The 25,634-nt window shown below is 45.2% G+C and carries 25 protein-coding genes and 4 tRNA genes; 23 read left to right on the top strand and 6 right to left on the bottom strand.

The window, feature by feature from the left end; genetic code table 11:
• Positions 1-18: 18 nt before the first annotated feature.
• The 5 genes from EDI28_RS03330 to thrS form a co-directional block, all read right to left on the bottom strand.
• On the bottom strand, positions 19-1,299 hold the full coding sequence (locus EDI28_RS03330; RefSeq protein WP_128782973.1) for a trypsin-like serine protease: 1,281 nt from the start codon (positions 1,297-1,299) through the stop codon (positions 19-21).
• Positions 1,300-1,683: 384 nt separating this feature from the next.
• Positions 1,684-2,037, bottom strand: coding sequence for a 50S ribosomal protein L20 (gene rplT / locus EDI28_RS03325; RefSeq protein ID WP_048897216.1), 354 nt, complete (start codon positions 2,035-2,037; stop codon positions 1,684-1,686).
• 41 nt (positions 2,038-2,078) lie between these two features.
• The gene (gene rpmI, locus EDI28_RS03320) at positions 2,079-2,273 is read right to left on the bottom strand and encodes a 50S ribosomal protein L35 (RefSeq protein ID WP_007469870.1); all 195 of its coding nucleotides are present in this window, start codon (positions 2,271-2,273) and stop codon (positions 2,079-2,081) included.
• Between the two features lie 95 nt (positions 2,274-2,368).
• Complete coding sequence (infC, locus tag EDI28_RS03315; protein ID WP_128782397.1) at positions 2,369-2,920, bottom strand: translation initiation factor IF-3; 552 nt, start codon at positions 2,918-2,920, stop codon at positions 2,369-2,371.
• 3 nt (positions 2,921-2,923) lie between these two features.
• Positions 2,924-4,852, bottom strand: coding sequence for a threonine--tRNA ligase (thrS, locus tag EDI28_RS03310; protein ID WP_128782396.1), 1,929 nt, complete (start codon positions 4,850-4,852; stop codon positions 2,924-2,926).
• 398 nt (positions 4,853-5,250) lie between these two features.
• On the opposite strand from thrS, the gene ompV reads away from it, so the two are divergent.
• From ompV to EDI28_RS03265, 9 genes are all read left to right on the top strand, one after another.
• Complete coding sequence (ompV, locus tag EDI28_RS03305; RefSeq protein ID WP_128782395.1) at positions 5,251-6,024, top strand: outer membrane protein OmpV; 774 nt, start codon at positions 5,251-5,253, stop codon at positions 6,022-6,024.
• A gap of 176 nt (positions 6,025-6,200) precedes the next feature.
• Positions 6,201-6,905 (top strand): histidine utilization transcriptional repressor HutC, encoded by a 705-nt coding sequence (hutC, locus tag EDI28_RS03300; RefSeq protein ID WP_128782394.1) that lies wholly within the window; start codon positions 6,201-6,203, stop codon positions 6,903-6,905.
• A gap of 325 nt (positions 6,906-7,230) precedes the next feature.
• Complete coding sequence (hutI, locus tag EDI28_RS03295; RefSeq protein ID WP_128782393.1) at positions 7,231-8,463, top strand: imidazolonepropionase; 1,233 nt, start codon at positions 7,231-7,233, stop codon at positions 8,461-8,463.
• On the top strand, positions 8,453-9,481 hold the full coding sequence (gene hutG / locus EDI28_RS03290; protein WP_128782392.1) for a formimidoylglutamase: 1,029 nt from the start codon (positions 8,453-8,455) through the stop codon (positions 9,479-9,481). The genes hutI and hutG overlap by 11 nt, the downstream gene beginning before the upstream one ends.
• A 26-nt stretch (positions 9,482-9,507) precedes the next feature.
• Entirely contained in the window at positions 9,508-11,220 is a 1,713-nt protein-coding gene (hutU, locus tag EDI28_RS03285; RefSeq protein ID WP_128782391.1) for a urocanate hydratase, read from the top strand.
• Positions 11,221-11,245: 25 nt separating this feature from the next.
• A complete protein-coding gene (gene hutH / locus EDI28_RS03280) occupies positions 11,246-12,778 on the top strand; it encodes a histidine ammonia-lyase (protein WP_128782390.1) in 1,533 nt (510 codons plus the stop codon).
• 234 nt (positions 12,779-13,012) lie between these two features.
• Positions 13,013-13,879 (top strand): fructosamine kinase family protein, encoded by an 867-nt coding sequence (locus EDI28_RS03275; RefSeq protein ID WP_128782389.1) that lies wholly within the window; start codon positions 13,013-13,015, stop codon positions 13,877-13,879.
• Between the two features lie 133 nt (positions 13,880-14,012).
• Positions 14,013-14,666, top strand: coding sequence for a hexitol phosphatase HxpB (gene hxpB, locus EDI28_RS03270; protein WP_128782388.1), 654 nt, complete (start codon positions 14,013-14,015; stop codon positions 14,664-14,666).
• 322 nt (positions 14,667-14,988) lie between these two features.
• Entirely contained in the window at positions 14,989-15,192 is a 204-nt protein-coding gene (locus EDI28_RS03265) for a CPXCG motif-containing cysteine-rich protein (RefSeq protein WP_128782387.1), read from the top strand.
• A gap of 91 nt (positions 15,193-15,283) precedes the next feature.
• Here EDI28_RS03265 and EDI28_RS03260 read toward each other — a convergent pair whose 3' ends face one another.
• Positions 15,284-15,895 (bottom strand): riboflavin synthase subunit alpha, encoded by a 612-nt coding sequence (locus tag EDI28_RS03260; protein WP_128782386.1) that lies wholly within the window; start codon positions 15,893-15,895, stop codon positions 15,284-15,286.
• A 199-nt stretch (positions 15,896-16,094) separates the two neighbouring features.
• Here EDI28_RS03260 and EDI28_RS03255 point away from each other — a divergent pair, with 199 nt between their 5' ends.
• From EDI28_RS03255 to EDI28_RS03190, 14 genes are all read left to right on the top strand, one after another.
• The gene (locus EDI28_RS03255) at positions 16,095-17,951 is read left to right on the top strand and encodes a sensor domain-containing diguanylate cyclase (RefSeq protein WP_128782385.1); all 1,857 of its coding nucleotides are present in this window, start codon (positions 16,095-16,097) and stop codon (positions 17,949-17,951) included.
• A 97-nt stretch (positions 17,952-18,048) separates the two neighbouring features.
• Positions 18,049-19,419: an MATE family efflux transporter gene (locus EDI28_RS03250; RefSeq protein WP_128782384.1), complete on the top strand. Its 1,371-nt coding sequence runs from the start codon at positions 18,049-18,051 to the stop codon at positions 19,417-19,419.
• Positions 19,420-19,516: 97 nt separating this feature from the next.
• On the top strand, positions 19,517-20,566 hold the full coding sequence (locus tag EDI28_RS03245; RefSeq protein ID WP_128782972.1) for a DUF3080 domain-containing protein: 1,050 nt from the start codon (positions 19,517-19,519) through the stop codon (positions 20,564-20,566).
• Positions 20,567-20,699: 133 nt separating this feature from the next.
• Positions 20,700-20,960, top strand: coding sequence for a DUF5062 family protein (locus EDI28_RS03240; RefSeq protein WP_128782383.1), 261 nt, complete (start codon positions 20,700-20,702; stop codon positions 20,958-20,960).
• Between the two features lie 65 nt (positions 20,961-21,025).
• Positions 21,026-21,823, top strand: coding sequence for a ParA family protein (locus EDI28_RS03235; RefSeq protein ID WP_128782382.1), 798 nt, complete (start codon positions 21,026-21,028; stop codon positions 21,821-21,823).
• A gap of 188 nt (positions 21,824-22,011) precedes the next feature.
• Positions 22,012-22,088: transfer RNA gene (locus tag EDI28_RS03230), tRNA-Val, on the top strand.
• A gap of 28 nt (positions 22,089-22,116) precedes the next feature.
• Positions 22,117-22,193 (top strand) — tRNA-Val (locus tag EDI28_RS03225).
• A gap of 45 nt (positions 22,194-22,238) precedes the next feature.
• Positions 22,239-22,315 (top strand) — tRNA-Val (locus tag EDI28_RS03220).
• 44 nt (positions 22,316-22,359) lie between these two features.
• A tRNA-Val gene (locus EDI28_RS03215) sits at positions 22,360-22,436 on the top strand.
• Positions 22,437-22,833: 397 nt separating this feature from the next.
• Positions 22,834-24,102, top strand: coding sequence for a helix-turn-helix domain-containing protein (locus tag EDI28_RS03210; protein WP_128782381.1), 1,269 nt, complete (start codon positions 22,834-22,836; stop codon positions 24,100-24,102).
• Between the two features lie 232 nt (positions 24,103-24,334).
• On the top strand, positions 24,335-24,595 hold the full coding sequence (locus tag EDI28_RS03205; RefSeq protein ID WP_128782380.1) for a RebB family R body protein: 261 nt from the start codon (positions 24,335-24,337) through the stop codon (positions 24,593-24,595).
• Positions 24,596-24,627: 32 nt separating this feature from the next.
• Positions 24,628-24,888, top strand: coding sequence for a RebB family R body protein (locus EDI28_RS03200; protein WP_128782379.1), 261 nt, complete (start codon positions 24,628-24,630; stop codon positions 24,886-24,888).
• Positions 24,889-24,933: 45 nt separating this feature from the next.
• Positions 24,934-25,200: a RebB family R body protein gene (locus tag EDI28_RS03195; protein ID WP_128782378.1), complete on the top strand. Its 267-nt coding sequence runs from the start codon at positions 24,934-24,936 to the stop codon at positions 25,198-25,200.
• A gap of 67 nt (positions 25,201-25,267) precedes the next feature.
• On the top strand, positions 25,268-25,564 hold the full coding sequence (locus tag EDI28_RS03190; protein WP_128782377.1) for a hypothetical protein: 297 nt from the start codon (positions 25,268-25,270) through the stop codon (positions 25,562-25,564).
• Positions 25,565-25,634 lie beyond the last annotated feature (70 nt).

Genomic DNA, 25,634 nt, shown 5'->3' with positions numbered 1-25,634 from the left:
CATTAAAAGGCTACACAGTTACTTGGGACAAGTCGCTAGACCTACTTCTTGCCAAACACCCCATGATCCAGACTCTGACGGGTTATCACCTTGAGTCCACCACTGTGCTTGCCACACCTTGCTGGCCCAACTGACTCGGTCACCACTGTTGTACACCTTACTTGGCTCCCATGTCCCTTCACACGTACCAGGCGTTCCAGATGCTGAAACGACAGCACTTACATTAGCGGTATATACCGTCGTCCCCTTATCTGTCGAGAAGTTTAAGGCTACCTGCGCCGTTCCCGCAGCGGATGCTCCAAACTCAATAGCAACAGAGCAACTTTGCCTAGGACTTAATGTTGCTACTGAACATGTATCTGTGCTGATAACAGGTCGCTGGGCTGTACCACTGTAGGCTAAATCAATATCAGTTAGAGTAAAGCTTGTGGTGCCGGTATTATTAATGCTGAAGGTATGGGCTTTTATCTCGCCGACCTTAAATCCTGGCAATATTTGGCTTTTGATATAACCCACAGAAACATTGCCGGCCGGGTTGGCAACTATCCCATCAACCCAACGACGTAAGGCCGCTATATCGCTATAGACACCGTATTTTCCAGGCCTGGCACATCCGATTCCCCAGCTGACAATCCCCAATTGTGTAACCGTTCCGGAGCGGTTTAGCACAATAGGGCCACCACTATCTCCCTGACAGGAATCTTTGCCTCCCTGTGGCAATCCGGCACAGAAAGAAACTTCACCGACGTTACTATAACTACCACCAACAGCACGGCATGTCGCATCCGAAATCAATGGCACGTCCACCTCCATTAATACTGAAGGTGTACTTCCTCCTTCTTTAATCCGACCAAGCCCAGCTACAGCTAACCAGTCACCGACAGTAGCATACTGAGTCAATGCACCTTGAGCTATCTCAACCGATTGAGCACCGACAGGCGCATGGTCAAGCTTCAATAGTGCAATATCGTTAGCCAAATTTTGGGAATTGAAGTTCGGGTGTACATAAATATTTGTCACATTGGCTCTTTGACCATCAGTGCCGTTATATTTCATCCCACCAATTTTAACCGCTATTTGATTGGGTGAATCACCATTAACACAATGTGCCGCTGTTAGCACATAGCCGTCGCCCAAATAACTCGCGCCACAATATGAACGGTTACTGTTTCGGCTGACTATTTGGGTATAGAACCCCCAATCAGCCGCATTGGCAGGCTTACCGCCAACAATACGAGGTTCGTTTTTCGGAGAGACACCATTCCCATGCTCAGCAACAGCCGGTACAGAAAACAACATCGCAGCAGCTAACGTTAAACTTCCTATTGATTTCAATTTGTCGCCCTCTTGATTAGTGATTGATATGTAAATAATTCAATTGCTTACACCACATAACAAACCAAGCAGATAAATGTGAAATTCCAAATATGAAACTAGCTAGCCACAGAAAATATCGAGAGAAATCCCATTAAAACATTCGGCTGTACATCAATTATCAAACAAAAGTGACACACATCATCATGATTTCTTGGCTGATATCTAACAACAAATATCAACATAGGGAAGAGACAGGAAGGTAGTTTGCTTAACGAATCATAACGTCATAGAGGGAGGGACGAGACAAAACAGCACATAAAAAAAAGGAGAGCCGAGGCTCTCCTTTTCCATCAAACTGGACTGAAATTACAGTGCAGCTTTCGCTTTTTCAACTAGTACTGTGAAAGTAGCTTTGTCGAATACTGCGATATCAGCAAGGATCTTACGATCGATTTCGATAGATGCTTTCTTAAGACCGTTGATTAGACGGCTATAAGACATGCCATTCTGGCGTGCTGCAGCATTGATACGTGCAATCCAAAGTTGACGGAAAGTACGTTTCTTGTTGCGACGGTCACGGTAAGCATACTGACCAGCTTTAGTAACAGCCTGGAAAGCTACGCGGTAAACACGTGAACGTGCTCCGTAGTAACCTTTAGCTTGTTTAAGAACTTTCTTGTGACGTGCACGTGCTTGTACACCACGTTTTACGCGAGGCATAGGAGACTCCTAACTAAATTAAAATATAAAACTAAAAACTATTAAGCGAACGGAAGCATACGTGCAACTGCTGCAACTTCACATGCTGGAAGAATCGCATTTGGACGAAGCTGACGCTTGTTCTTAGTAGTACGTTTAGTAAGGATGTGACGCTTAGTCGCGTGCTTAAACTTAAAGCCACCAGCAGTTTTCTTGAAACGCTTAGCAGCACCTTTGTTGGATTTCATCTTTGGCATGATGAGACTCCGCATTGTTGATAGTTAATAAACATAGTAATCAGGCGAACAAAAGCGCTGCCTAAGCAGCGCTTTTAGCTACTTGAATGCCGTAATTACTTCTTCTTTGGAGCAAGCATCATAGTCATTTGGCGACCTTCAACTCGGTTCGGGAAGCTCTCGCAGACCGCTAGGTCTTCAAGCTCTTTCTTAATACGGTTCAAAAGTTCAATACCAAGATTCTGATGGGCCATTTCACGACCACGGAAACGTAGTGTGACTTTACCCTTATTGCCCTCTTCTAAAAAGCGAGTCAGGTTGCGCAGTTTTACCTGATAATCGCCTTCGTCTGTACCAGGTCGGAATTTAACTTCCTTGATCTGGATTTGTTTCTGCTTTTTCTTTTGCTCTTTAGCAGCCTTCGCCTTTTCGAACAGGTACTTGCCATAGTCCATCACACGACAAACAGGTGGCTCGGCATTCGGGCTGATTTCAACTAAATCCACACCAGCTTCATTAGCAATACGAGTCGCTTCATCAAATGAAACAACACCAATTGATTCACCATCAATTCCCGTTAGACGCACTTCGTTAACACCGCGAATTTCACCGTTTAGACGATGCGCATTTTGTTTAACTGGTGCTTGAGTTCTTCTTCCGCCTTTAATACCTTAGTCCTCCAAAACATTAAGCGTACGACTGCTAATCTCTTGCTGCAAGAATGCAACAAGGTCATCAATCTTCATTTTACCCAAATCTTTACCCTTGCGAGTACGAACTGCTATTTCGCCTGCTTCGACTTCTTTGTCGCCGCAAACAAGCATGTAAGGCACTCGCTTCAAAGTATGTTCGCGGATTTTAAAGCCAATCTTCTCATTTCTCAAGTCCGCATTGACTCTAATTCCACTTTTTTGCAGTTTTTCTACTACTTCTTGTACATATTCTGACTGACTGTCAGTAATATTCATCACGACAGCTTGCTGAGGCGCCAACCATGTAGGGAAGAAGCCTGCGTATTCTTCAATCAAAATACCGATGAAACGCTCTAGTGAGCCAAGAATAGCACGGTGGATCATAACAGGAGTGTGACGTTCGTTGTCTTCACCCACGTATGTTGCACCTAAACGCTCAGGCAGAGCAAAGTCTAGCTGAACAGTACCGCACTGCCAAGCGCGATCTAGACAATCGTGCAAGGTAAATTCGATCTTAGGGCCGTAGAATGCCCCTTCGCCCTCTTGAATCTCAAATGGAATTTCCATCGACTCAAGAGCTAGCGTAAGGTCAGACTCCGCTTTATCCCACATTTCATCAGATCCTACACGCTTTTCAGGGCGAGTAGATAGCTTCACAACAATGTTGTCGAAGCCAAATGTCTGATAAGTATCATAAACCATTTTAATGCAAGATGTAACTTCTTCTTGCACCTGGGCTTCAGTACAGAAGACATGAGCATCATCCTGTGTGAAACCACGTACACGCATAATGCCATGTAGTGCACCTGATGGCTCATTACGGTGGCACGAACCAAACTCAGCCATACGCAATGGCAGATCACGGTATGACTTCAGGCCTTGGTTAAAGATCTGAACGTGACCCGGGCAGTTCATCGGCTTGATAGCATATTCACGGTTCTCGGAGCTTGTTGTGAACATCGCTTCGGCGTATTTGTCCCAGTGACCAGAGCGTTCCCAAAGAACACGGTCCATCATTAATGGGCCTTTTACTTCCTGGTATTTGTATTCCGTCAACTTCTGACGAATGAACACTTCTAGCTCACGGAAGATAGTCCAGCCATTGTGATGCCAGAACACCATACCCGGTGCTTCTTGCTGCATGTGGAACAGATCAAGATGCTTACCAATCTTACGGTGATCACGCTTTGCTGCCTCTTCAAGACGAGTAAGGTGCGCTTTTAGCAACTTCTTATCTTGGAAAGCTGTACCATAGATACGTTGAAGCATCTTATTATCGCTGTTACCACGCCAGTACGCACCAGCAACACTCAGCAGTTTAAAATGCTGGCAGAAGCCCATGTTAGGTACGTGAGGACCACGACACATATCAATGTATTCTTCGTGGTGGTACAGACCCGGACGATCGTCTTTAGAAACGTTCTCGTCTAGAATTTCAATTTTGTAAGTCTCACCGCGCGCATCAAACGTATCACGCGCTTCTTGCCAACTTACCTTCTTCTTAACAACGGCATACTTCGTTTTCACAAGCTCTTTCATGCGCTTTTCGATCGCATCAACGTCTTCTTGTGTCAAAGATTGCTCAAGGTCAATATCATAGTAGAAACCATTGTCGATCGTCGGACCGATCGCCATTTTGGCTTCAGGATAAAGTTGCTTAATAGCGTGGCCCAGAAGGTGCGCACAAGAGTGACGGATGATTTCCAAACCGTCTTCGTCTTTTGCAGTGATGATTTCTAGGCTGGCATCATTTTCAATCAAATCGCACGCATCAACACGCTCACCGTCAACACGGCCAGCAATACATGCTTTCGCAAGACCCGGACCGATTGATAGTGCAACATCCATAGTTGATACAGCATTGTCGAATTGACGTTGGCTGCCGTCAGGAAGAGTAATTACAGGCATGAATATGTCCTTTCACAGTGGTGCCACACACCAAGTAGCACATGTTGAATTTATATAAGCTTTGAGAAGCTTAGATGAATGAATAAAAGCTTCTGAACCGGTTCCGCAATACAGAGCAGCACAGTGAACAGAAACGAAGGCGAAACTATATCAAACGGTTGTGGCCGATTGCAAAGGCACTGACAAAATTAATTGCTATATCAGGAAATAACCTGCACCTTCCTCTCAACTCTCCCCTTTATCCCGCAATATTAGTTCTACAGCCCTTTTGTACCCGATTGTAACGGCAGGAACGACATTCTCTGACAAAGCGTTGCTAGAGATCACAAAATTTATTTTGTACAGTGTGCACAATCTAATCATTTATACCAAAACAACTACATAGACGGATTTCAACAATGAAAAAGCTAGCACTGGTAATCGCCGTATCCCTTCTTTCAAGCCAAGCTCTTGCAGGCGAAACTTACATTCGCAATGGTAATATTTATTCTAACGAGGGTGACGGTTTTGTAGAAGCTGGCGTTGTTAGCGGCAGTGAACTATATAAAGGGCAAGATAAAACAACAGCCATCGTTCTAAATGGTGGCTATCACGGCGAAGACTTCAACGTTGACCTTAGCGGTATTAACTACCGCTTCATCGGTAGTAACAGCGACTTTGTTAACATCAGTACTTATTTTACAGCAGGCGGTATTAGTTACGATGCAGGTGATGCGGACGCACTAAAAGGAATGAAGGATCGCAAGATGAGTGGCGATCTTGGCATCAACGCTGACTTCCAGCTTGATCAAGGTACTGTATCAACCTACTTACAACACGATGTAACTGGCGCTTATAAAGGGTTCATCGGCGGCGCGAAGTATTTCCATGTAATGGACTTCGGGGTTGCTGACTTCGTCCCATTCGCTGGCGTTAGCTATCTGAGCAAAGACTTTGTCGACTATTACTATGGCGTGAAAGCATCAGAAGCGACGGCAACGCGAAAAGCATACTCTGGTGAGGGTGATTTTGCTGTAAATGTCGGCTACAAGCTCGTTGTTCCAGTCACCACAAATATCGACATAACTCAAAGCACGGCCTACACCCGTTTAGGTTCAAAAATTTCTGACTCACCTATCGTTGATAGTGCTAACCAATGGCTGATCGGCGCAACTGTCGCTTATCACTTCTAAGCCTCTGCTTGTCACTGATTATGAGCAGCGTCCAATACCGCGGACGCTGCTCTTGTACGCAATAAAAAAGGAATCTTCTCCACTTTTAGATGTTTCTTATCATCCCAGTTAAAACAAACTTGAAATGCTGAGAAAAAATTGCTTTCATTTGTATAGGCAATTATGGAAAAACAGCAATGGCTCAGTCACCGCGATATCTTCAGATCAAACACTATCTCAGCGAAAAAATTCAGTCTCGTACTTGGCCTCCCGGCTTCAGGATCCCAACAGAAATTGAATTATCAGAACAATTCTCTGTTAGCCGTATGACGGCAAACAAAGCTATACGCGATTTGGTCAAAGATGGCTTCTTGGAGCGGACACCTCGCTTAGGAACCTTTGTCTGCCAAAAAAAAGCTGAGTCCCCTCTAATGGAAATTCGCAACATTGCTGCTGAAGTAAAGAATCGAGGCCATGATTACGCCACTAAGGTGATAAGCCAAATAATGGTAGAAGCCAATGATGACATTGCACTTCAGCTCGGAGTGCGCCACGGAACCAATGTTTACTTTACCCAAATCGTCCATTTTGAGAACGATGCTCCCATTCAACTAGAGGAACGATGGGTAAACCCTGACTTTGTACCCGACTATATTGAGCAAGACTTTACCCGCCAGACCCCAAACGAGTACTTGGTTCAAACCTGCCCACTCAGTGATATTGAACATACTGTCGAGGCCATCTTGCCGACTAAACGGATTTCAGACCTGTTGAGGATGGCATCCAGCTCCCCATGCTTGCTGTTAAACCGCCGTACCTGGAGCGATAAAAACCTGATCAGCACCGCCCTGCTGTATCACCCGGGAGACAAATATAAGTTAAGTTCAAGAAGCAAAGTTTAAGATCGAGGAAAAAGAAGCTTATTGAGCATCCTAGAAACTATGATCTAGGCACTCGTTGCTTCTTTTTTATGCTTCTTTTGCATAGTACCTCAAAGCCGCAATACCACTTCTAATTACGATCTTTCCAAAGCAGATTCTTTCTCGAGTCTAGGGCTTTATTATCTAAAAGCCGACTTTTGTCTTCCCGATCAAACACCAACTTTTTACCCACTGTCAGCTAATAATTACAATTATGATCACATTTTCTTTACATACCGTCTTGAGTTTCACGCCATAATTGGCTATTTATTTGTATATACATAATCAGCATTGAAGATGAGCGTCCATGGATCGAGTACTGACAAATCTAAAAATGGTCACCATGCAGCCAGGCACAGATTACCTAATCATAGAAAATGGAATGATTGGCATCCAAGACGGTAAAATCATGCTGGCCGGTCATGCTAGGTACGATGATCTGCACGGTCACCCTGATGTCGTCGACTGTCAGGGAGCGTTAGTCACTCCGGGGTTGATCGATTGTCATACTCACCTCGTGTTCGCAGGCAACCGTGCCAACGAATTCGAGCAACGTCTCAACGGCGTTCCATACGAAGAAATAGCCAAAGCCGGTGGCGGCATTATCTCGACAGTTCATGCCACACGGACAGCGTCGGAGGATGAATTGTACGAGCTGGCGGTGCAGCGCCTGAATGGACTAAAGCAAGACGGTGTTACTACCATAGAGATTAAATCTGGTTATGGCCTTACTCTGGCCGATGAGCTAAAAATGCTGCGTGTCGCCCGTCGAATTGGTGAAATGGAAGACATCAAGGTATCTACAACCCTGTTAGCCGCCCATGCCTTGCCACCTGAGTATGCAGGCAGAGCTGATGATTACATTGATTTTGTTTGCCGAGAAATCATTCCTGCCGCCACCAAGGAGAAACTGGCGGATGCAGTGGATGTTTTCTGCGAAGGTATCGGCTTTAGTACTGAGCAATGCCTGCGAGTTTTTACCGCTGCGAAACAACATGGCCTGAACATTAAGGGCCATACCGAACAACTTTCCAACCTTGGTGGAAGTGCGTTGGCAGCCCGGATGGGGGCAACCTCGGTTGACCATATTGAATACCTAGACAGCGAAGGTGTAACAGCACTCGCGACAGGTAATACGGTAGCCACCTTATTGCCAGGTGCCTTTTACTTCCTGCGCGAATCGCAGCAACCGCCTATCAAACTGCTGCGTCAGAACAATGTACCGATGGCCATCGCCACTGATTTTAATCCGGGCACCTCTCCGATTGCTTCGCTGCGCACCGTAATGAACATGGGTTGCACCCTATTTAGGCTAACTCCCGAAGAGTGCTTACGGGGCGTCACCGCCAATGCTGCCCAGGCTCTAGGACTTCATGACACCCGAGGTCAAATTCGCGTTGGCATGGAGGCAGATCTTGCTATCTGGAACCTCGAAACACCTGCCGAGCTGTCATACCGCCTTGGTGTTCCCGACCTTATAGCCCGTGTCGTAGACGGCCACCTATTTCCTTCTAGCGGAGAGAAGCATAATGCCAATTGATATGAGCTCATGGCAAGGGCGTACAGATCCCGAAGACGGCGATCTGGGTCTACGCTGGCACCAGAAAATACAACCGGCTGATCAGGCTAACGAAGAAGGGATCATGTTACTTGGTTTTGCCTGTGATGAAGGGGTTTCTCGCAACAAAGGGCGTACAGGTGCTTACGGGGCCCCGGTGGCTATTCGAAAAGCACTGGCAAACTTAGCCTGGCATCATACCGGCCCAGTCTATGATGGTGGTGATATCGGCTGTAATGATGGCAATCTCGAGCTTGCACAGCACCGCTTGGGCGAAGATGTCAGCAAAGCACTGCGCCAGCGTCATAAAGTCATCGTTTTCGGTGGCGGTCATGAGGTCGCATGGGGAACTTTCCAAGGTATTGGAAGCTACTTGGTACAAAAGCAGTACGTCGCCAGTCCAGAAGATGACTCAAGTTTAAATGAGCAAACTGCCGAGCCGGCACCAAACGTAGGAATCATCAACTTTGATGCTCACTTCGATCTCAGAAACCCGCCTGCCGGCCAACAATCAGAGATGGGTAGCTCGGGTACCCCCTTTCATCAGGCGGCCCGCTTTTGCCAGCTACAAGGCTGGCCGTTTAAATACGCCTGCCTTGGCTTGAGCCGCACAGGCAATACTCAGGCGCTTTATGCAAAGGCAGATAGCCTTGGTGTGCTCTATAAAGATGATACCGAGCTCACTCACCAGCAAATAGAGCAAACAGTAACTGAGCTACAACATTTTATTGATCTGTGTGACTACCTCTATCTCACTATTGATCTTGATGTCTTTCCCGCCACCGTTGCACCAGGTGTTAGCGCACCAGCCGCACGCGGGGTTCCTTTCGATATCGTCGAGTTGCTGCTTGAGCCAATACTTGCAGCCAAAAACCAGAAAGGTGAGTCAAAAATTCTGGTCGCGGATCTCGCCGAGTACAACCCTCGTTTTGATATCGACAACCAAACAGCACGGCTAGCCGCAAGGTTAGCCTGGACAATCGCCCGTGCCATTCGATAACGAATCGGTACTGCAAGGAGAGCCAAATGACGCAACCTACGTCTCAACACCAGTCAAACCCACGTTTAGATGAAACCAGAACAGTTAAAGCCCCTACCGGGACACAGCTAAACGCCAAGTCATGGTTAACAGAAGCTCCGCTTCGGATGCTGATGAACAACTTGCACCCGGATGTTGCCGAGCACCCTCATGCGCTTGTGGTATACGGCGGTATTGGTCGCGCAGCCCGTAACTGGGAATGCTATGACAAGATTGTTGAAGTATTGCAACGTCTGGAAGACGATGAAACGCTACTGGTTCAATCCGGGAAACCTGTAGGGGTATTCAAGACTCATAACAACGCGCCGCGAGTATTGATTGCGAACTCAAATCTGGTTCCGCACTGGGCAAACTGGGAGCATTTCAACGAGCTCGATAAAGAAGGCCTGATGATGTATGGCCAGATGACAGCGGGTAGCTGGATCTATATCGGCTCACAAGGCATTGTTCAGGGTACATATGAAACTTTTGTCGCTATGGCTCGTCAGCATTTCAATGGTGATGCCAAAGGTCGCTGGATCCTAACTGGTGGCTTGGGTGGTATGGGCGGCGCTCAGCCTCTGGCTGCAACGATGGCTGGATTCTCTATGCTTGCTGTCGAGTGTGATGAATCGCGCATTGATTACCGTCTGCGTACTGGCTATATCGATTGCAAAGCGACCAGCCTTGATGAAGCGCTGGCCATTATCGAAGAATCGAAACAAACCGGTAAGCCTATTTCTGTTGGCCTGTTGGCAAATGCTGCAGATGTCTACCCGGAACTAGTTGAACGTAACATTGTTCCAGATGCAACGACTGACCAAACATCCGCACATGATCCACTCAATGGCTACCTGCCTAAAGGCTGGAGCATGGAGTATGCCGCCGAAATGCGAACCAAAGACGAGCCGGCCGTCATAAAAGCGGCTAAGCAGTCGATGGCTATTCAGGTACAGGCGATGTTGGATCTGCAAAAAGCCGGCTCGGCAACAGTTGACTACGGTAATAATATCCGTCAGATGGCATTTGAAGAAGGCGTAGAAGATGCCTTTGATTTTCCGGGATTCGTACCGGCCTATATCCGTCCATTATTCTGCGAAGGCATTGGTCCATTCCGTTGGGCGGCACTATCTGGTGACCCGGAAGATATCTATAAAACCGATCAAAAAGTGAAAGAGCTGATCCCAGATAACCCTCATCTTCACAACTGGCTGGATATGGCACGCGAGCGAATTCAGTTCCAGGGGCTACCGGCTCGTATTTGCTGGGTCGGCTTGAAAGATCGAGCCCGTCTAGGTAAAGCATTTAACGAAATGGTCAAAAATGGCGAGCTGAAGGCACCAATCGTCATCGGCCGAGACCACTTGGATTCAGGCTCTGTTGCCAGCCCTAACCGCGAGACCGAAGGCATGATGGACGGTTCGGATGCTGTATCTGACTGGCCGCTACTGAATGCGATGCTAAATACCGCATCAGGTGCAACCTGGGTATCATTACACCACGGTGGTGGCGTTGGTATGGGCTTCTCTCAGCACTCGGGGATGGTTATCGTGTGTGACGGTAGCGACGAGGCTACAGAGCGTGTCGGTCGAGTGCTTCGAAACGACCCTGCAACCGGAGTAATGCGCCATGCCGATGCTGGTTACGACATCGCCATTAACTGTGCAAAAGAGCAAGATCTTGACTTGCCAATGATCACCTCCCCGTCAGCATCAAAATAATCAACGGTAGCAAGAAGGAAGTTGTATGTACCTATTAGAAATTAATCCGGGAAAACTATCTCTTAAGCAACTCCGTGAAATCAGCCGCCAACCTGTCGAGCTGTCTCTGCATGAATCAGCGCAGGAAGGCATGCTGGCAAGTACCCAGGCGGTTGAGCAAGTTATTGCCGAGGATCGTGTTGTTTATGGTATTAACACCGGTTTTGGTCTGCTCGCCAATACCCGTATCGCCGTTGAAGATCTTGAAACATTGCAGCGCAGTATCGTTCTGTCACATGCCGCCGGTATCGGTGAATTTATGGACGATGCAACCGTACGCCTAATGATAGCTCTGAAAGTAAACAGCCTTTCTCGTGGCTATTCAGGCATTCGTCCATTAGTCGTGAATGCGCTAATGCGGCTTGTTAACTCAGAAGTTTATCCGTGTATACCCAAGAAAGGCTCTGTCGGCGCATCGGGCGACCTCGCCCCTCTAGCCCATATGAGTACGGTGTTGCTAGGTGAAGGTCAGGCCCGCTACCAAGGTGAAGTCATTAGCGGTGCGGCAGCACTAAAAATTGCAGGCCTGGAGCCTGTTACGCTGGCACCGAAAGAAGGGCTGGCTCTGCTCAATGGTACGCAGGCTTCTACGGCCTTTGCTCTCGAAGGCTTGTTCGCCGCAGAAGATCTCTATGCTTCTGGTACGGTATGTGGTGCCATGTCCGTTGACGCGGCCCTAGGAAGTCGCCGTCCGTTTGATCCTCGTATCCACCGTGTACGTGGTCATCGCGGCCAGATTGATGCCGCAACGGCATACCGCCATATGTTGAATAAAGACAGCGAGATTGGTCTGTCACATCAGCAGTGCGAAAAAGTACAAGACCCTTATTCGCTTCGCTGCCAGCCACAGGTAATGGGTGCCTGTCTGCAGCAAATCCGCAACTCTGCTGACATTTTGGTAATTGAAGCCAATGCTGTTTCGGATAACCCGCTGGTATTTGCCGACGATGGTGACATCATCTCGGGCGGTAATTTCCATGCAGAACCTGTCGCTATGGCGGCTGATAACTTAGCCCTGGCCATTGCTGAGATTGGTAGCCTTTCCGAGCGTCGTATGGCACTGCTTATCGACAGCGCCCTCAGCAAACTACCCCCTTTCTTGGTTGATAATGGCGGCGTTAACTCTGGCTTTATGATAGCTCAGGTTACATCAGCAGCGTTAGCCAGCGAAAACAAGACACTGGCACACCCCGCTTCTGTCGATAGCCTGCCAACATCTGCCAATCAGGAAGATCATGTCTCTATGGCAACCTTTGCTGGCCGGCGCCTGACAGACATGGCTGAAAATACCCGTGGTATCTTGGCCGTCGAACTACTGGCTGCTGCTCAAGGGCTAGATTTCAGAAGCCCGAACAAGAGTTCTGAGCGTATTGAACTGGCCAAGGCTCAATTACGTGAGCGTGTTAGTTTCTACGACAAAGATAGATACTTCGCCCCGGATATTGAAAAAGCAAACCAGCTGCTTAAAGAGGCTACACACAACACACTAATGCCAGCGCAGCTACTACCAAGCGTATAAAACTTGCCAAATCAAAAGCCGGAAGAGTTTTTTTCCGGCTTTTTCACTATTTTGTCATCATTTTAAATCATCTTTTTAATATTGATTTGACTATTATTTAAGTGTCGTCACCTGTTCGGACAAGCTAAAACCTTGATAAGCGCACAGTAATTTGTGCAATAAATAGACTAAGATGTTGATGAGACAATTATAAAGTTTCATCTCGTACTATCTTGATCAGCCGTGGAGGGTGCTATGTGGCAAGCGATTTCTCACCAGCTTTCAGACGTTTTAGGTAAACCATTCAAAATCACAGAAAAGGAACCTCTTGAAGGCGGTGATATTAATGAATGCTACTGTATTGGCGATGACAATGATCGCTTCTTCTTGAAGCTCAACGATCGTGACTTGCTCATGATATTCGAGACTGAGGCCGAAAGCTTGCGTATCCTCAACGAGGCTGATTGCATTCAGGTACCTCAATTCCTTCATCTCGGGACCAGCCGAGACAAGTCCTTCCTGGTTTTAAATTACCTACCGACAAAAGTTCTCGATAATGATGCGGCTTATACGCTCGGGCAAGAGCTTGCCAGATTGCACTCATGGGGAGAGCAAGCTGAATATGGCTTTGATTTAGATAACTACATCGGGTTGACCCCGCAACCGAACAAGTGGCGTCGCCGCTGGTGTCGTTTCTTTGCCGAGCAGCGTATTGCCTGGCAATTGCAGATCTGCCAGGAAAAAGGCATAGATTTAGGCAATATAGATACGATTACCAGCCGTGTTATCGACATTTTGATGCACCACCAGCCTAAACCTTCCCTACTACACGGTGATCTCTGGCATGGCAATACCGCCGTTACTGTGACCGGCCCTATTATTTTTGATCCGGCCAGTTACTGGGGTGATCGTGAGTGTGATATAGCGATGACCGAACTCTTTGGCGGCTTCCCTCAAACGTTCTATGATGGCTATCAATCTGTTTGGCCCTTGGATGAGGGTTATCAGGAACGTAAAGAGCTTTATAACCTCTACCATGTACTGAATCACTGTAACCTGTTCGGCGGAAGTTATATTTCCCAAGCCGAACACTCAATAAAGAAACTCGGTCTGCTTAAGTAACGAACACCTTCAGGGTTACTCTCAACCAAGTATCTATGGTATCTTCGGTGCAAAATAACAAGCTGAGCATTTAGCTAATAATCCAGCTAAGTGCTCAGCTTGTTATTGTTAATACTTTTGTTGAGATAAAGCGATGTTACAAGCTGCTGTTTTTGATATGGATGGCCTACTGGTCGATTCAGAACCCTTCTGGCAACGCGCCCAAGTTGATATTTTTTCTTCGATCGGTGTACAAATCAAGCAAGAAGATACCCTGCAAACCATGGGGTTACGTATCGACCAAGTCGTTGAGTTCTGGTTTGCCAAGCAACCTTGGCAAGGAGCTGACTGTGCCACGGTAACGGAAATGATTGTTGCTCGAGTAGAAGAGCTGGTCAAAGAGCACAAACCAATGCTACCTGGTGTGCTAGAAGCTTTAGCAACCTGCGAGCAGTTGGGTTTAAAAATTGCCCTAGCCTCGTCTTCCCCAATGCGTCTGATTCGGGCAACGCTGGAAGCACTATCATTGGAAAGTAAATTCTCTGCCGTGCTCTCTGCCGAGCACTTGCGTTATGGGAAGCCTCACCCCGAAGTCTACATTAATGCCGCCGACGAGCTAGGCGTCCCGCCACAAGCTTGTGTGGCTTTTGAAGACTCGGTTAATGGCCTACTCGCAGCCAAAGCGGCTCAGATGAAAGGGATCGCAGTACCGGAAAAAGCCTATGCCGATGATGCGCGCTGGGCGATTGCCGATAAGAAACTTTCCTCGCTTCACGAAGTAAATCAACAGCTAATCTCTAGCTTATAGCACGCGAGTTATACTCAAGTGAGATGAAGACAAACCGACTTGTCTTCACCTCTCGTTTTGTATGTGCTTTCTTGGTTGAAATGAACCCAATCCAGCATTTTATCGAACAACGTAGATCTTATAAAATAAGAAATATCCAACCAATAAATAACATCCCTAGCAAATTATCTATTATTTATCCAAAACTTCATGCTCAATCAAACTTTACAGTTAATTCTCTGCAAAAACGAATACACGGCGCTAAAGTTTAGGTATATCGATTATTCCAATAAATCAGTAAATATGACTGTTTTATGTGCTCGGCACCCTACAGGAGTACAAAATGAAAAACTATTCAGAACAAGGTGTTATCTGCCCTCATTGCGGACATCATATCAGAATTACACTCGATGCCAGTGCTGGAAGCCAAGAGTTCTACGATGATTGTCCGGCATGTTGCCATGCCATACATTTAACGATGGAAGTTGATGAGCTGCATAAAACGATTAATTTGTTTGTCGACGCTGATGACGAGCAAATATTTTAATCAATAACATTGGAATAAAGCAGACTAACAGCTGAACATAATACCCCTGCTGTTTTAACCGCAGGGGATACATTTCTAAAAACGTCAATAGTTACTCTGTTCTGGCCGCCAGTACACGCTCCACCGTATCAACGATCGCCTGAGTCTGGGGATCAATTTCTATATTGACGATATCTCCGACTAGACGCTGACCAAATAGAGTCCGATTCAGGGTTTCAGGGATCAAATGCACACAGAAACTATTTTCTTTCACATCCCCAATCGTTAATGAACAGCCATCAATACCGATATACCCCTTACGTAAGACATATTTGGTGTAAGCTTCTGGCAATTGAAACCAGATTGTACAATTGTTAGGTGTCGTAATGACATCACAGATTCCGGTTGAGAAATTGATATGCCCCGACATTGAATGGCCGCCTATTTCATCGCCGAATTTTGCTGCGCGTTCAATGTTAACGGCATCACCGATTTCCAGCAGGCCAAGGTTGGTGACTTTCAGCGTCTCCTGCATCAAATCAAATGATACCTTGTCGTCATTGAACTCGGTTACGGTCAAGCAACAGCCGTTATGCGCGACTGATGCTCCGATCTCAAGCCCAGACAGCAACTGCGAAGGCATCCGGATAACATGAGTCTGAAAATGCTCCTTCTTAATGAGCTCGATGACTTCTGCAGTCCCCTGAACAATCCCGGTAAACATAATTTCTCCTATATACTTTTTAGACGCCACATAATAAAGGCATTGCATACGCATGCCGTAAATCATCCAGAAAGCCCTACAACTGAAGCAAAAACCTTATAAAACACTGTTATAACATTTGTAACATCCAACAGGAGGATATATCCTTCGATGCATTCAATGTCGGTATGCCTATTCCTTAAAAGTCCAAGGAAATAAAATGTTAAGCAAGTTATCTAAAAACCTTGGCCTTCGAATTCAGTTAACCTTGACTCTGCTTGTATTATTAACAGCGGTTCCTATCGGCCTCTTATGGTATCACAGCTCGGAACAGGTCCGTTTGCAGACCGTCGAAAAACTGTACCGCCACTCCAGCGAAACCATATATAACCAACTGGACAGTTTCTTTTCTGAGGCTAAAATCGTCTATCAACACCAACAAAGAATAGAGAAAGATCTCCCCGATATTGTTCAGGATCGTGACCGACTAATTGCTCACCTGGCCAATGTTTTAAACCACCACTTTAATATCGATTATTTCTATTTCGCCAATACAGAGGGAGGACTTGTTTCTCTTGGCCACGATTGGGACAGGCACTTCATACGACTAGAATCTGATGATAGTAGTGCAGGTATGTTAACCAGCTATGAAGCACAGTATGACGGAAAAGGCGGAAATATTACTGCACAGGCAGAAAATTTTGATGCACGAAATAGGCAGTGGTACCAAAGTGCACTAAAGTCAGAGCAACCAGTATGGAGTGACATTTACTCAGGCGCTATCGATCACAATCTACTTGGTATTACTCTGTCTAAAGCCCTACGAGATGAAAAAAATCAGGTTATCGGGGTATGGGGGCTTGATATCACTCTCACCAGTGTTGCCAAAGAGCTAATAAAAGCCAAGCCAAGTGAAAATAGTACTGTCGCACTAGTTAATGAAAAGGGGCAAATTCTTGCTAGCAGTAACCCCCAACATAGCCCGAAACAAGGGATGCTCGTTACTGTTAATTCATCACAAGCGCACGCATTAGGTAAGCTGTGGAAATTAATAAAACCACATGCAAACCAATCCCGTAACGAACAAGCACATGATGTGACTCAAACCTTTCAGTTCCAAGGCCAATCTTGGCTTAGCTACCATACTCAATACCCACTGAGTAAAAGCCGTCAAATGCGAATCGTGATTTACTCGCCAGTATCAGATCTTACTCAAGACTTCCTGCAAGCTAAGCACTATGCCATCATCATTACCGTTTTGATGATTGTCCTTGCAGCATACTATGGCGCAATAGGAACCCAATATACGTTAACCCCCATCCGCCAGCTAACCAAAATTGCAGAAGAGATTAGCCAGGGAAAGTGGAACAAAAAAATTACTGTCGAACGAGATGATGAAGTCGGTCAACTTGCAAAGTCATTCAATAAAATGACAACACATTTGGAATCGACCATTCACCAACTAGACCAGCAGCAACAGGAAACCAAAAGGTTAAATGCGTTACTCGAAGAGCAAAACTCTCGGCTGGAAGAACGGGTAAAAGCCCGTACCGAAGAATTGAGCCAACTCAACAAACGACTCCGTCAGCTCGCCGATATCGATCCTCTCACCGGAATAGCAAACCGCCGTCTTTTTTGGGAACAATTCGAGAATACCATCGGAGATACCCACGGATGGTTACTGATCCTCGATATTGATAATTTTAAACAGCTAAATGATAGCTATGGCCACATAACTGGTAATCTAGCACTTCAACACTTTGCCAAACTCTGCCAAAACTGCTTGTCTGATAATGATTATATCGGCCGAATTGGTGGAGAGGAATTTGCTATCTGGTCTGAAAGCAGCAGCGTCAAACACGTACAACAACTCACTGAACACATTTTTGATACCCTCAAAAAATCACCACTGAACATACAAGGAAAACCAATTTTCATCACTACCAGTATTGGTGGTACTAACTGCTTCCCAGGGAAATTGAGCTGTTACGCCATTGCTGATAGGATGCTCTATAAAGCCAAACAGACTGGCAAGAATAAAGCCGTTATCGACACTAGCTTAACTCGCCTAACCTGATTGTAATTTCATCGACAGCAATTGTATCCGCGCCTCGAAGCGCTATAATCCACGCTCGTTCCATTTGTATTACTATTCTCTGCTTCAGGAGCACTCTGTGCATAATTACAGGCGTGAAACACGCCACTTACTAAAGCTCGCAATACCTGTTCTCATTGCTTCTGTCGCTCAGACATCCATGGGCTTTGTTGATACCGTCATGGCTGGCGGTGTCAGTGCCACCGATATGGCTGCAGTTTCTGTGGCAGCAAGTATTTGGCTTCCCTCGATCCTATTTGGTGTCGGCTTGCTTATTGCTTTAGTCCCAATCGTAGCAACGCTTAACGGTTCAGGTAAAAAGCAGAAAATCCCATTCGAAGTACAGCATGGCTTTATGTTGGCAGCAATCGTATCCTTCCCAATAATTTGGGTGCTATACAATGCAGGCTCCCTTATTGACATGATGGATGTAGAACAAGCACTGGCTGAGAAAACTGTTGGTTATCTCCATGCAGTATTGTTTGCTGTTCCTGCCTTTCTCTTTTTTCAGACTCTTAAAAGTTTCTCTGAGGGCTTGTCACTCACCGTACCAGCTATGGTTATTGGCTTTATTGGCCTTGCCGCTAACATTCCGCTTAACTGGATCTTTGTTTATGGTAAGTTCGGGGCCCCTGCATTGGGTGGCGTCGGTTGTGGCGTCGCAACAGCCATCGTATATTGGCTCATGTTCTTCTCCATGCTGATATACATTAAGCTGAACAAGCGACTAAACTCGATTGGACTGTTTGCCCACTGGCATAAACCGCAGCTTTCTGCAATTTTACGCTTGTTCAAACTAGGGTTACCTATTGCTGCATCTATCTTCTTCGAAGTATCGCTGTTTGCTGCTATCGCACTACTGATTTCGCCACTGGGTTCAATTACCGTCGCAGCCCATCAGGTTGCCAGTAACTTTTCTTCATTAGTCTTTATGATCCCGATGAGCCTTGGTGCAGCATTGAGTATCCGTGTGGGCCACTTATTAGGTCGAAAAGATCTTGAAGAAGCTAAGATTGCTTCTCACTGCGGTTTGCTTGTCGGACTGATCATTGCCATGTTCACAGCACTGGTGACCGTAATGTTTCGGGAACAAATTGCGCAAATGTATACGGACAATCCCGAAGTTATTCTTATCGCAGGGCAACTCCTGTTCTTAGCTGCTATCTACCAGTGTACCGATGCTATCCAGGTCGTTGCGGCAGGAGCGCTACGCGGGTACAAAGATATGCAGGCAATATTTGTTCGCACCTTTATTGCTTACTGGATCCTTGGCCTGCCTATTGGCTATACCTTAGGAATGACGGACTGGATTGTTGAACCAATGGGGCCTCATGGCTTCTGGTACGGAAATATCATTGGCCTGACATCTGCCGCCATTATGCTGGGAGCCCGAATGCACTGGGTTCACAAGCAAGATGATGAGTACCAGATCACTATGTCACTGCGATAAGGCTGGCACAGTATCTCATGGACAAAGGCGACGATAAGTCGCCTTTTCTTTTTTCCATCACATTCACCATAATAAGAGAAAACAATCAGCCAATGTGATGCCTTATAGACAGCTGTTAGTAGTCATACTCGTTTTCACTTTCCTCGCTCTTATAGGTTGCGAAGATAACTCGGCCGAAGATAGCCTGAAAACGTACAACGAGCGACTGGCCAATGTGTTGGATGTTTCACCTTCGCAAGCGCCTGACACTGACATCCCTCAGCTAGCCAAAACTCGGGAGTTGGCTCTGCCGATTGAAGATATTCGTATAGGCTTGCTTGATGCCTACGAGCTGCGGAAATGTGGCTTATTTCAGTTAATCGCTGAGCGAAACTCGGTATTGGGCAAAGTACAAGATAAAACTCACCGTTTTCGTTACGAGCTTCTGTTTATGGACGGTCTAGAAAACTGTTTAGAAACTCTGCCTCAAGACGCTGATATTCTTGTAGATATCAAACAACTTCATCAGCTCAAGCAGCAACAGTTGCCAATTTACCTATGGAATATGCTTACCACCGGTGAAGAATGGCGAAAGCAGTTCCGTATCTATCGCCGTGCTTTTACTCTGGGGAATTTTCCGGGTTCTGTTGAAAACCAAGAAGCAATGCGATACTTGCTAGCCATTCATACCGCCCTCATGAATGGTGAAACTGTCCCTCCGAAGCAAGCTGAACGTTTGCTAGTCTTTCAACAACAAATCCATACCCACCGCTATTTTGGGCAACTCGTCTACTCTATTGCACGATCTCGAGATTGGCTGAATAGCTCCACTCGCCTCTTGGAATCCAACGAATCACGCATCATATGCGGCACTAATCGCAACCAACAAAAAGCGATTTACCTCAGTAATGTCTTTCACCGTTTTTTTGCCAGCGATATTCAGCCCTATTTCGCAGAGCTAGACTCCCAATACCGACAGATTCAGATTTCGTTGCAAGTACTGCTACAACCACCATCAGCTGTATCAACCAAGTTTGCACCTTATTATCAAAGTTACATTGCAGGCGAGCTTCATTCCAGCTTCAGGGAAGCTATCATTAACCACGTTAAATTCTGGCAGCGAACCTTCAAACGATGCCAAATCAAATTAGGCGTACAAATTGAGTAAAAGCACAGTATTCAAATAGAATCATACTGTTAATTCACCTCAATTGGCTCTAAGATGAAGCCTTGGTAATACCTATTCGCTAAGTTCATCCTGCTGTGTGAACTTAGCAAATCCGTATTGCAAGGAGCAAACAATGAAGAAACACAAAAATGAAGCCAAACTGCTTAAAAAAGCTCTTGAGCTAGGCATGGCGTTTGCTAAAAAGCAAGGATATGGCGATCTCGATAAAACTGTCTCGCCGAAAGATAAAGTCGAATGCATTTACCGCCTTCTGGTTGATGCGAAGCAAATCACCCCGCTTGCGACCAACCAGGAAGATGGCCCTAATATGAAGCACAAGTTAGTGCTGTGGATTTCAAGATTACTACCTTCGGATCACGAGTTACTTAAATAAGCATTGCGACTCATAATAGCGTCATGTAACGTATTCTAAATACACATATTCCAAGGTAGGAAACAATGCGTCGGGTAGTATTCAATCAAAAAGGCGGAGTGGGAAAATCAAGCATAGCAACAAACTTGGCCGCTTTGAGTGCAGCAAATGGCTATAAAACATTGTTGATTGACCTCGACGTACAAGGCAACAGTAGCCATTACCTCGGTTATGATATTAACAGTGAGAGCAATAGAACTGTTGCCGATTTACTCAGTCAGACTGTTGGCTGGTTTTCTGTCTCAACACCAGTAAAAGACTTTCCGCAGCCGACACCTTTCTCCAACCTGGAGATTATCCCTTCTAGCCCGAAACTAGAAAAGATTGAATCAGAGCTCGAGCGACGTTACAAGATCTATAAACTGAGAGATGCGTTAGATGAACTGGAGAAAAGCTATGATCGTATCTACATTGATACCCCACCCAACCTGAATTTCTTTAGTAAAGCCGCTCTGATAGCCGCCAAACGTCTGTTGATCCCCTTTGATTGTGATAGTTTTTCTCAGCAAGCTCTTATCACTCTTCTCAACAATGTGGCCGAGCTCCGAGAAGATCACAATCCCAAGTTGGAAGTCGAAGGTGTGATCGTCAATATGTTCAATGCTCAGGCCAAGTTCCCTTCTCAAATCATTGCCGATCTGAGTGATCTCGAATTACCTATCCTGGAACCTTATCTCCCCCTTTCGATCAAAATGAAAGAGTCGCACTACCATCAACAACCGCTAATCCACTTACTGCCAACTCATAAGCTTACTCAAACTTTCGAAAGGCTGTTTCACACCCTCGAAAATACCACAGAAACAGCAGTGGAAACTGAGCAATAACAACCAATTATATTCGCACTAACTAACAATAAGTTAGTGCGGAAATCACTAAAAACTGCCGATTCGACTCGCGCTTTGAGCAAAGTGTAAGCAAACAATCTCTTTTTTCTGATTTTATGGATACTTGCACTTGCACCGTTAGAATGAAGTGTTTAATATCAGTTTTGTTCTCAGGAACATTCAATAGTACGACCGTAGCTCAGCTGGTTAGAGCACCACCTTGACATGGTGGGGGTCGGTGGTTCGAGTCCACTCGGCCGTACCAATTCTCGAATGAGAAATAGTAATAATTTGCCCGCTTAGCTCAGTTGGTTAGAGTACTTGCATGACATGCAAGGTGTCACTGGTTCGAGTCCAGTAGCGGGCACCAAAATTTAGACGATATGCAACAGCTTATTGTCACGCAATACAATTTGCTCGCTTAGCTCAGTTGGTTAGAGTACTTGCATGACATGCAAGGTGTCACTGGTTCGAGTCCAGTAGCGAGCACCAAATTTAGACAATGCGCAATAGCTTATTGTCACGCGGTACAATTTGCTCGCTTAGCTCAGTTGGTTAGAGTACTTGCATGACATGCAAGGTGTCACTGGTTCGAGTCCAGTAGCGAGCACCATATTAGAAAAGCCTGTTCTCACGAGCAGGCTTTTTTGTTTTTCCTAAACAATAGAAATTCAACATCATACTAACAAACTACATATTTAATCATGTTCGATATGGCTCTCAACTTCACTTAAAATAGTCGCTCTGGATATAGAAAATTACCATCTTATAAGTCAGGAAAATCTAGTATTTCAAATACAAATAAATCTCGATTCCTCTTTCCTCTATAAAATTTTTTCCTAAGCTTCGCGCCATTAGCCTCAAAAGTAACAAGTAATCCACTGACTTCATACATTTCCCTCTGTAATTCGTATTATCAACCGATTTAAGAAGAGAATCTTCAGTTACGTTAACTAAGCAGCATATGCACCAGATGGAAATGCTAATACTCATACGAAGTGGAGAATAGGATGCCTCATGATCAAAAGTACAATTTACAATTAGGAAAAGCACAATTTGAAAATGCACATTTCAAAGAGGACTTTAACGACATAAATCAATGGGGGGAATTTTTATCCTCTCAACAACCTTTGATGTCTTTGGCCGAAATCACTTCTCCCTCAGTAGCCCCTCCCCCTATCCTTGGTAATTCTGTTGCGATAAAAAAAGTAAAAGATCAAATTAGGAAAGCCGTCAAATCACAATTTCCAGTCATCATTTATGGTGAACCAGGGTGTGAGAAATTCACTGTCGCAATGAATATTCACGCCTCCGAACTATCAAGGCCTGGCGAATTTATCGAAGTCAGTGCACAAATTAACAGCGATAAAAGATTTCAACGCAATCTAGCCTATGCATTAATGGCTGCTAAGGATGGTACGTTATACCTCAGTAATTTAGAATATCTCAACAAAGAGAAGCTAGACATCCTGATTACACTCTTCACATTAAAAGGTTTAGGAGACCAGTTAAAAAGCAATAATATACGTTTGATATTATCATCAATTGAAGACCTCAACTATCGTGTGAATAATAAATTCTCTTCCAGCCTTTCACTCTACCTCCCTCACATTTTGGATATCTACATTCCACCTCTTAAACAAAGAAATCATGATATCAACATTCATGTTAAATATTACATTGAGAGTAATAGCCAAGGGGTCTCCCCTACAAGTATCTCTGTTGATGCAGTAAAACTCCTAAGTAACAAGCAATGGCCAGGCAATAGCCAAGAACTTGAACGCTACATTGTCCGCTTAATTACATTTTGTGACAAACAGCATATTGGCAGCAATGAAATTATTGCTTTTGACCCAACATTAAAAAAGCAAGAAAAAAAAGATAATAATATTGCCATATCAATCATAAATGGCGATATCGATAAGTTTGAGCATACCCACTTAAGCGTAAAAAAGGCCATTGAGTATATCTCCTATAACTACCACCGAGAAATCACGCTCAATGAACTTGCCGAGAGTTCCTTTGTTAGTGCTTCTCACCTGTCATTCCTATTCCGAAGCATATTGAAGAGAAGCTTTAAACAACTATTAACAGAAGTTCGTATTGAAAAAGCAAAGTCTATTATCAACAACAAACCTTTATCAAAAATAACAGATGTCGCTTATAGCGTAGGGTTTGGTGATCTGAGTCACTTTGAGAAAAAGTTCAAACAACTAACCAAATTAACACCAAGACAATATAGAGACAGATGTAGAAAAGAAAACCAGCTGATTGAATAAATAATTATGCACAGGGTCAACACTCTGAAATTACCGTATTGTTCCGATTTAAAAAATGAAATTAATTTAAATCACCTTATAAAACATATTTTTCGCCAATTTATAGCAATAGCAAATCACTATGATATTCACATACCAACAACAAGGGCTTTAAAGAAACGTCGGCACCACGCTGTACGTTTTTTGAAGAAACAACTGCAAAGCAGTTTCCACGATGAAAAAGGAGCATTTTATGCCTGTTAATGATCAAGTCACGGATTCCGTGACGCAAGTGAATACCAAAGTACTCGGTGACGTACCGGCAATGGCTGGTGGCAACTTATTGATGTCTACCAGCCAGGCTCTCAGCACCGCCGCGCTGAATGTCACATCGGCTAACCAGCAGGCAGGGTTAGTTATGCAGGCGGCGACAGTACAAGGAATCAATTCAATTATGGCAACTGGCACTGCTGTAATCGGACGTGGCGCAGAAGCCATTTTGCAGAAAGGTTAATTTATTCATCTGGCAATAATTAAGGAGAAATTATGCCTGTAAATGAGCAAGTGACCGACTCGGTCACACAAGTGAACACCAAAGTCGTTGGCGACACACCAGCAATGGCAATGGGCAACTTATTGATGTCCACCAGTCATGCACTAAGTAATGCGGCACATAATGCCACCGCAGCACAGCAGCAAGCCCATATCACGATGCAAGCGGCAACAGTACAGGGGGTGAACTCCCTGATGTCGATTGGTAGTTCCATCGTCGGACGAAGCGCTGAAGATATTATCGAAAAAGGCTAATCGCACTAACTCAATTTAAATAATAATCAATGAAAGGAAATAACTATGCCAGTAAATGAGCAAGTAACAGATTCTGTCACTCAGGTTAATACTAAAGTTGTTGGTGAAACACCTGCGATGGCAATGGGTAATCTATTAATGTCGACCAGCCATGCTCTGAGCAATGCGGCGCACAATGCCACCGCAGCACAGCAGCAGGCTCACATCACGATGCAAGCCGCAACTGTTCAGGGAGTCAATTCCCTGATGTCGATTGGTAGCTCCATCATCGGACGCAGTGCCGAGGGTATTATCGAGAAAGATTCGAAATAATATCGCTTACCCCAGTAGCCTTTGTCAGCCCCCTGGCAAAGGCTTTAATCTCGGTTAGGAGACATGTATGTCGCAATATAATAAACCACCAGAGCCTGAGTACTCTGCGGCAAATACCGCCCAACAGTCTATAGCTCAATCCACGGCTTTGGCGCTATCAGATGCCACCGATAACTTGCGCAATATAAATACACTGAGCACAACAGCTATTGGGGTTGCCCTTAATCAGCTGCTTGAAACTGGCGATCCAAAATACTATAACGTTATCGAGCAAGCCCAAAAACTTGTTGCAAATGGTGCAGATAACTTCGGTATTGTCGGTGAAAAAATAGCGACTGTACTTCAGGATGAAAGCAATAACTGACCTTTAGGGAAGTTAGGTGCTTCCCGTTATAATAACCTCAAAGAGTTCTGCATTTCATCGCTATTCACTT

The organism is Photobacterium chitinilyticum (genome assembly GCF_004104355.1).
GTDB classification, from domain to species: domain Bacteria; phylum Pseudomonadota; class Gammaproteobacteria; order Enterobacterales; family Vibrionaceae; genus Photobacterium; species Photobacterium chitinilyticum.
This window is presented reverse-complemented; position numbering and strand designations above follow the sequence as displayed.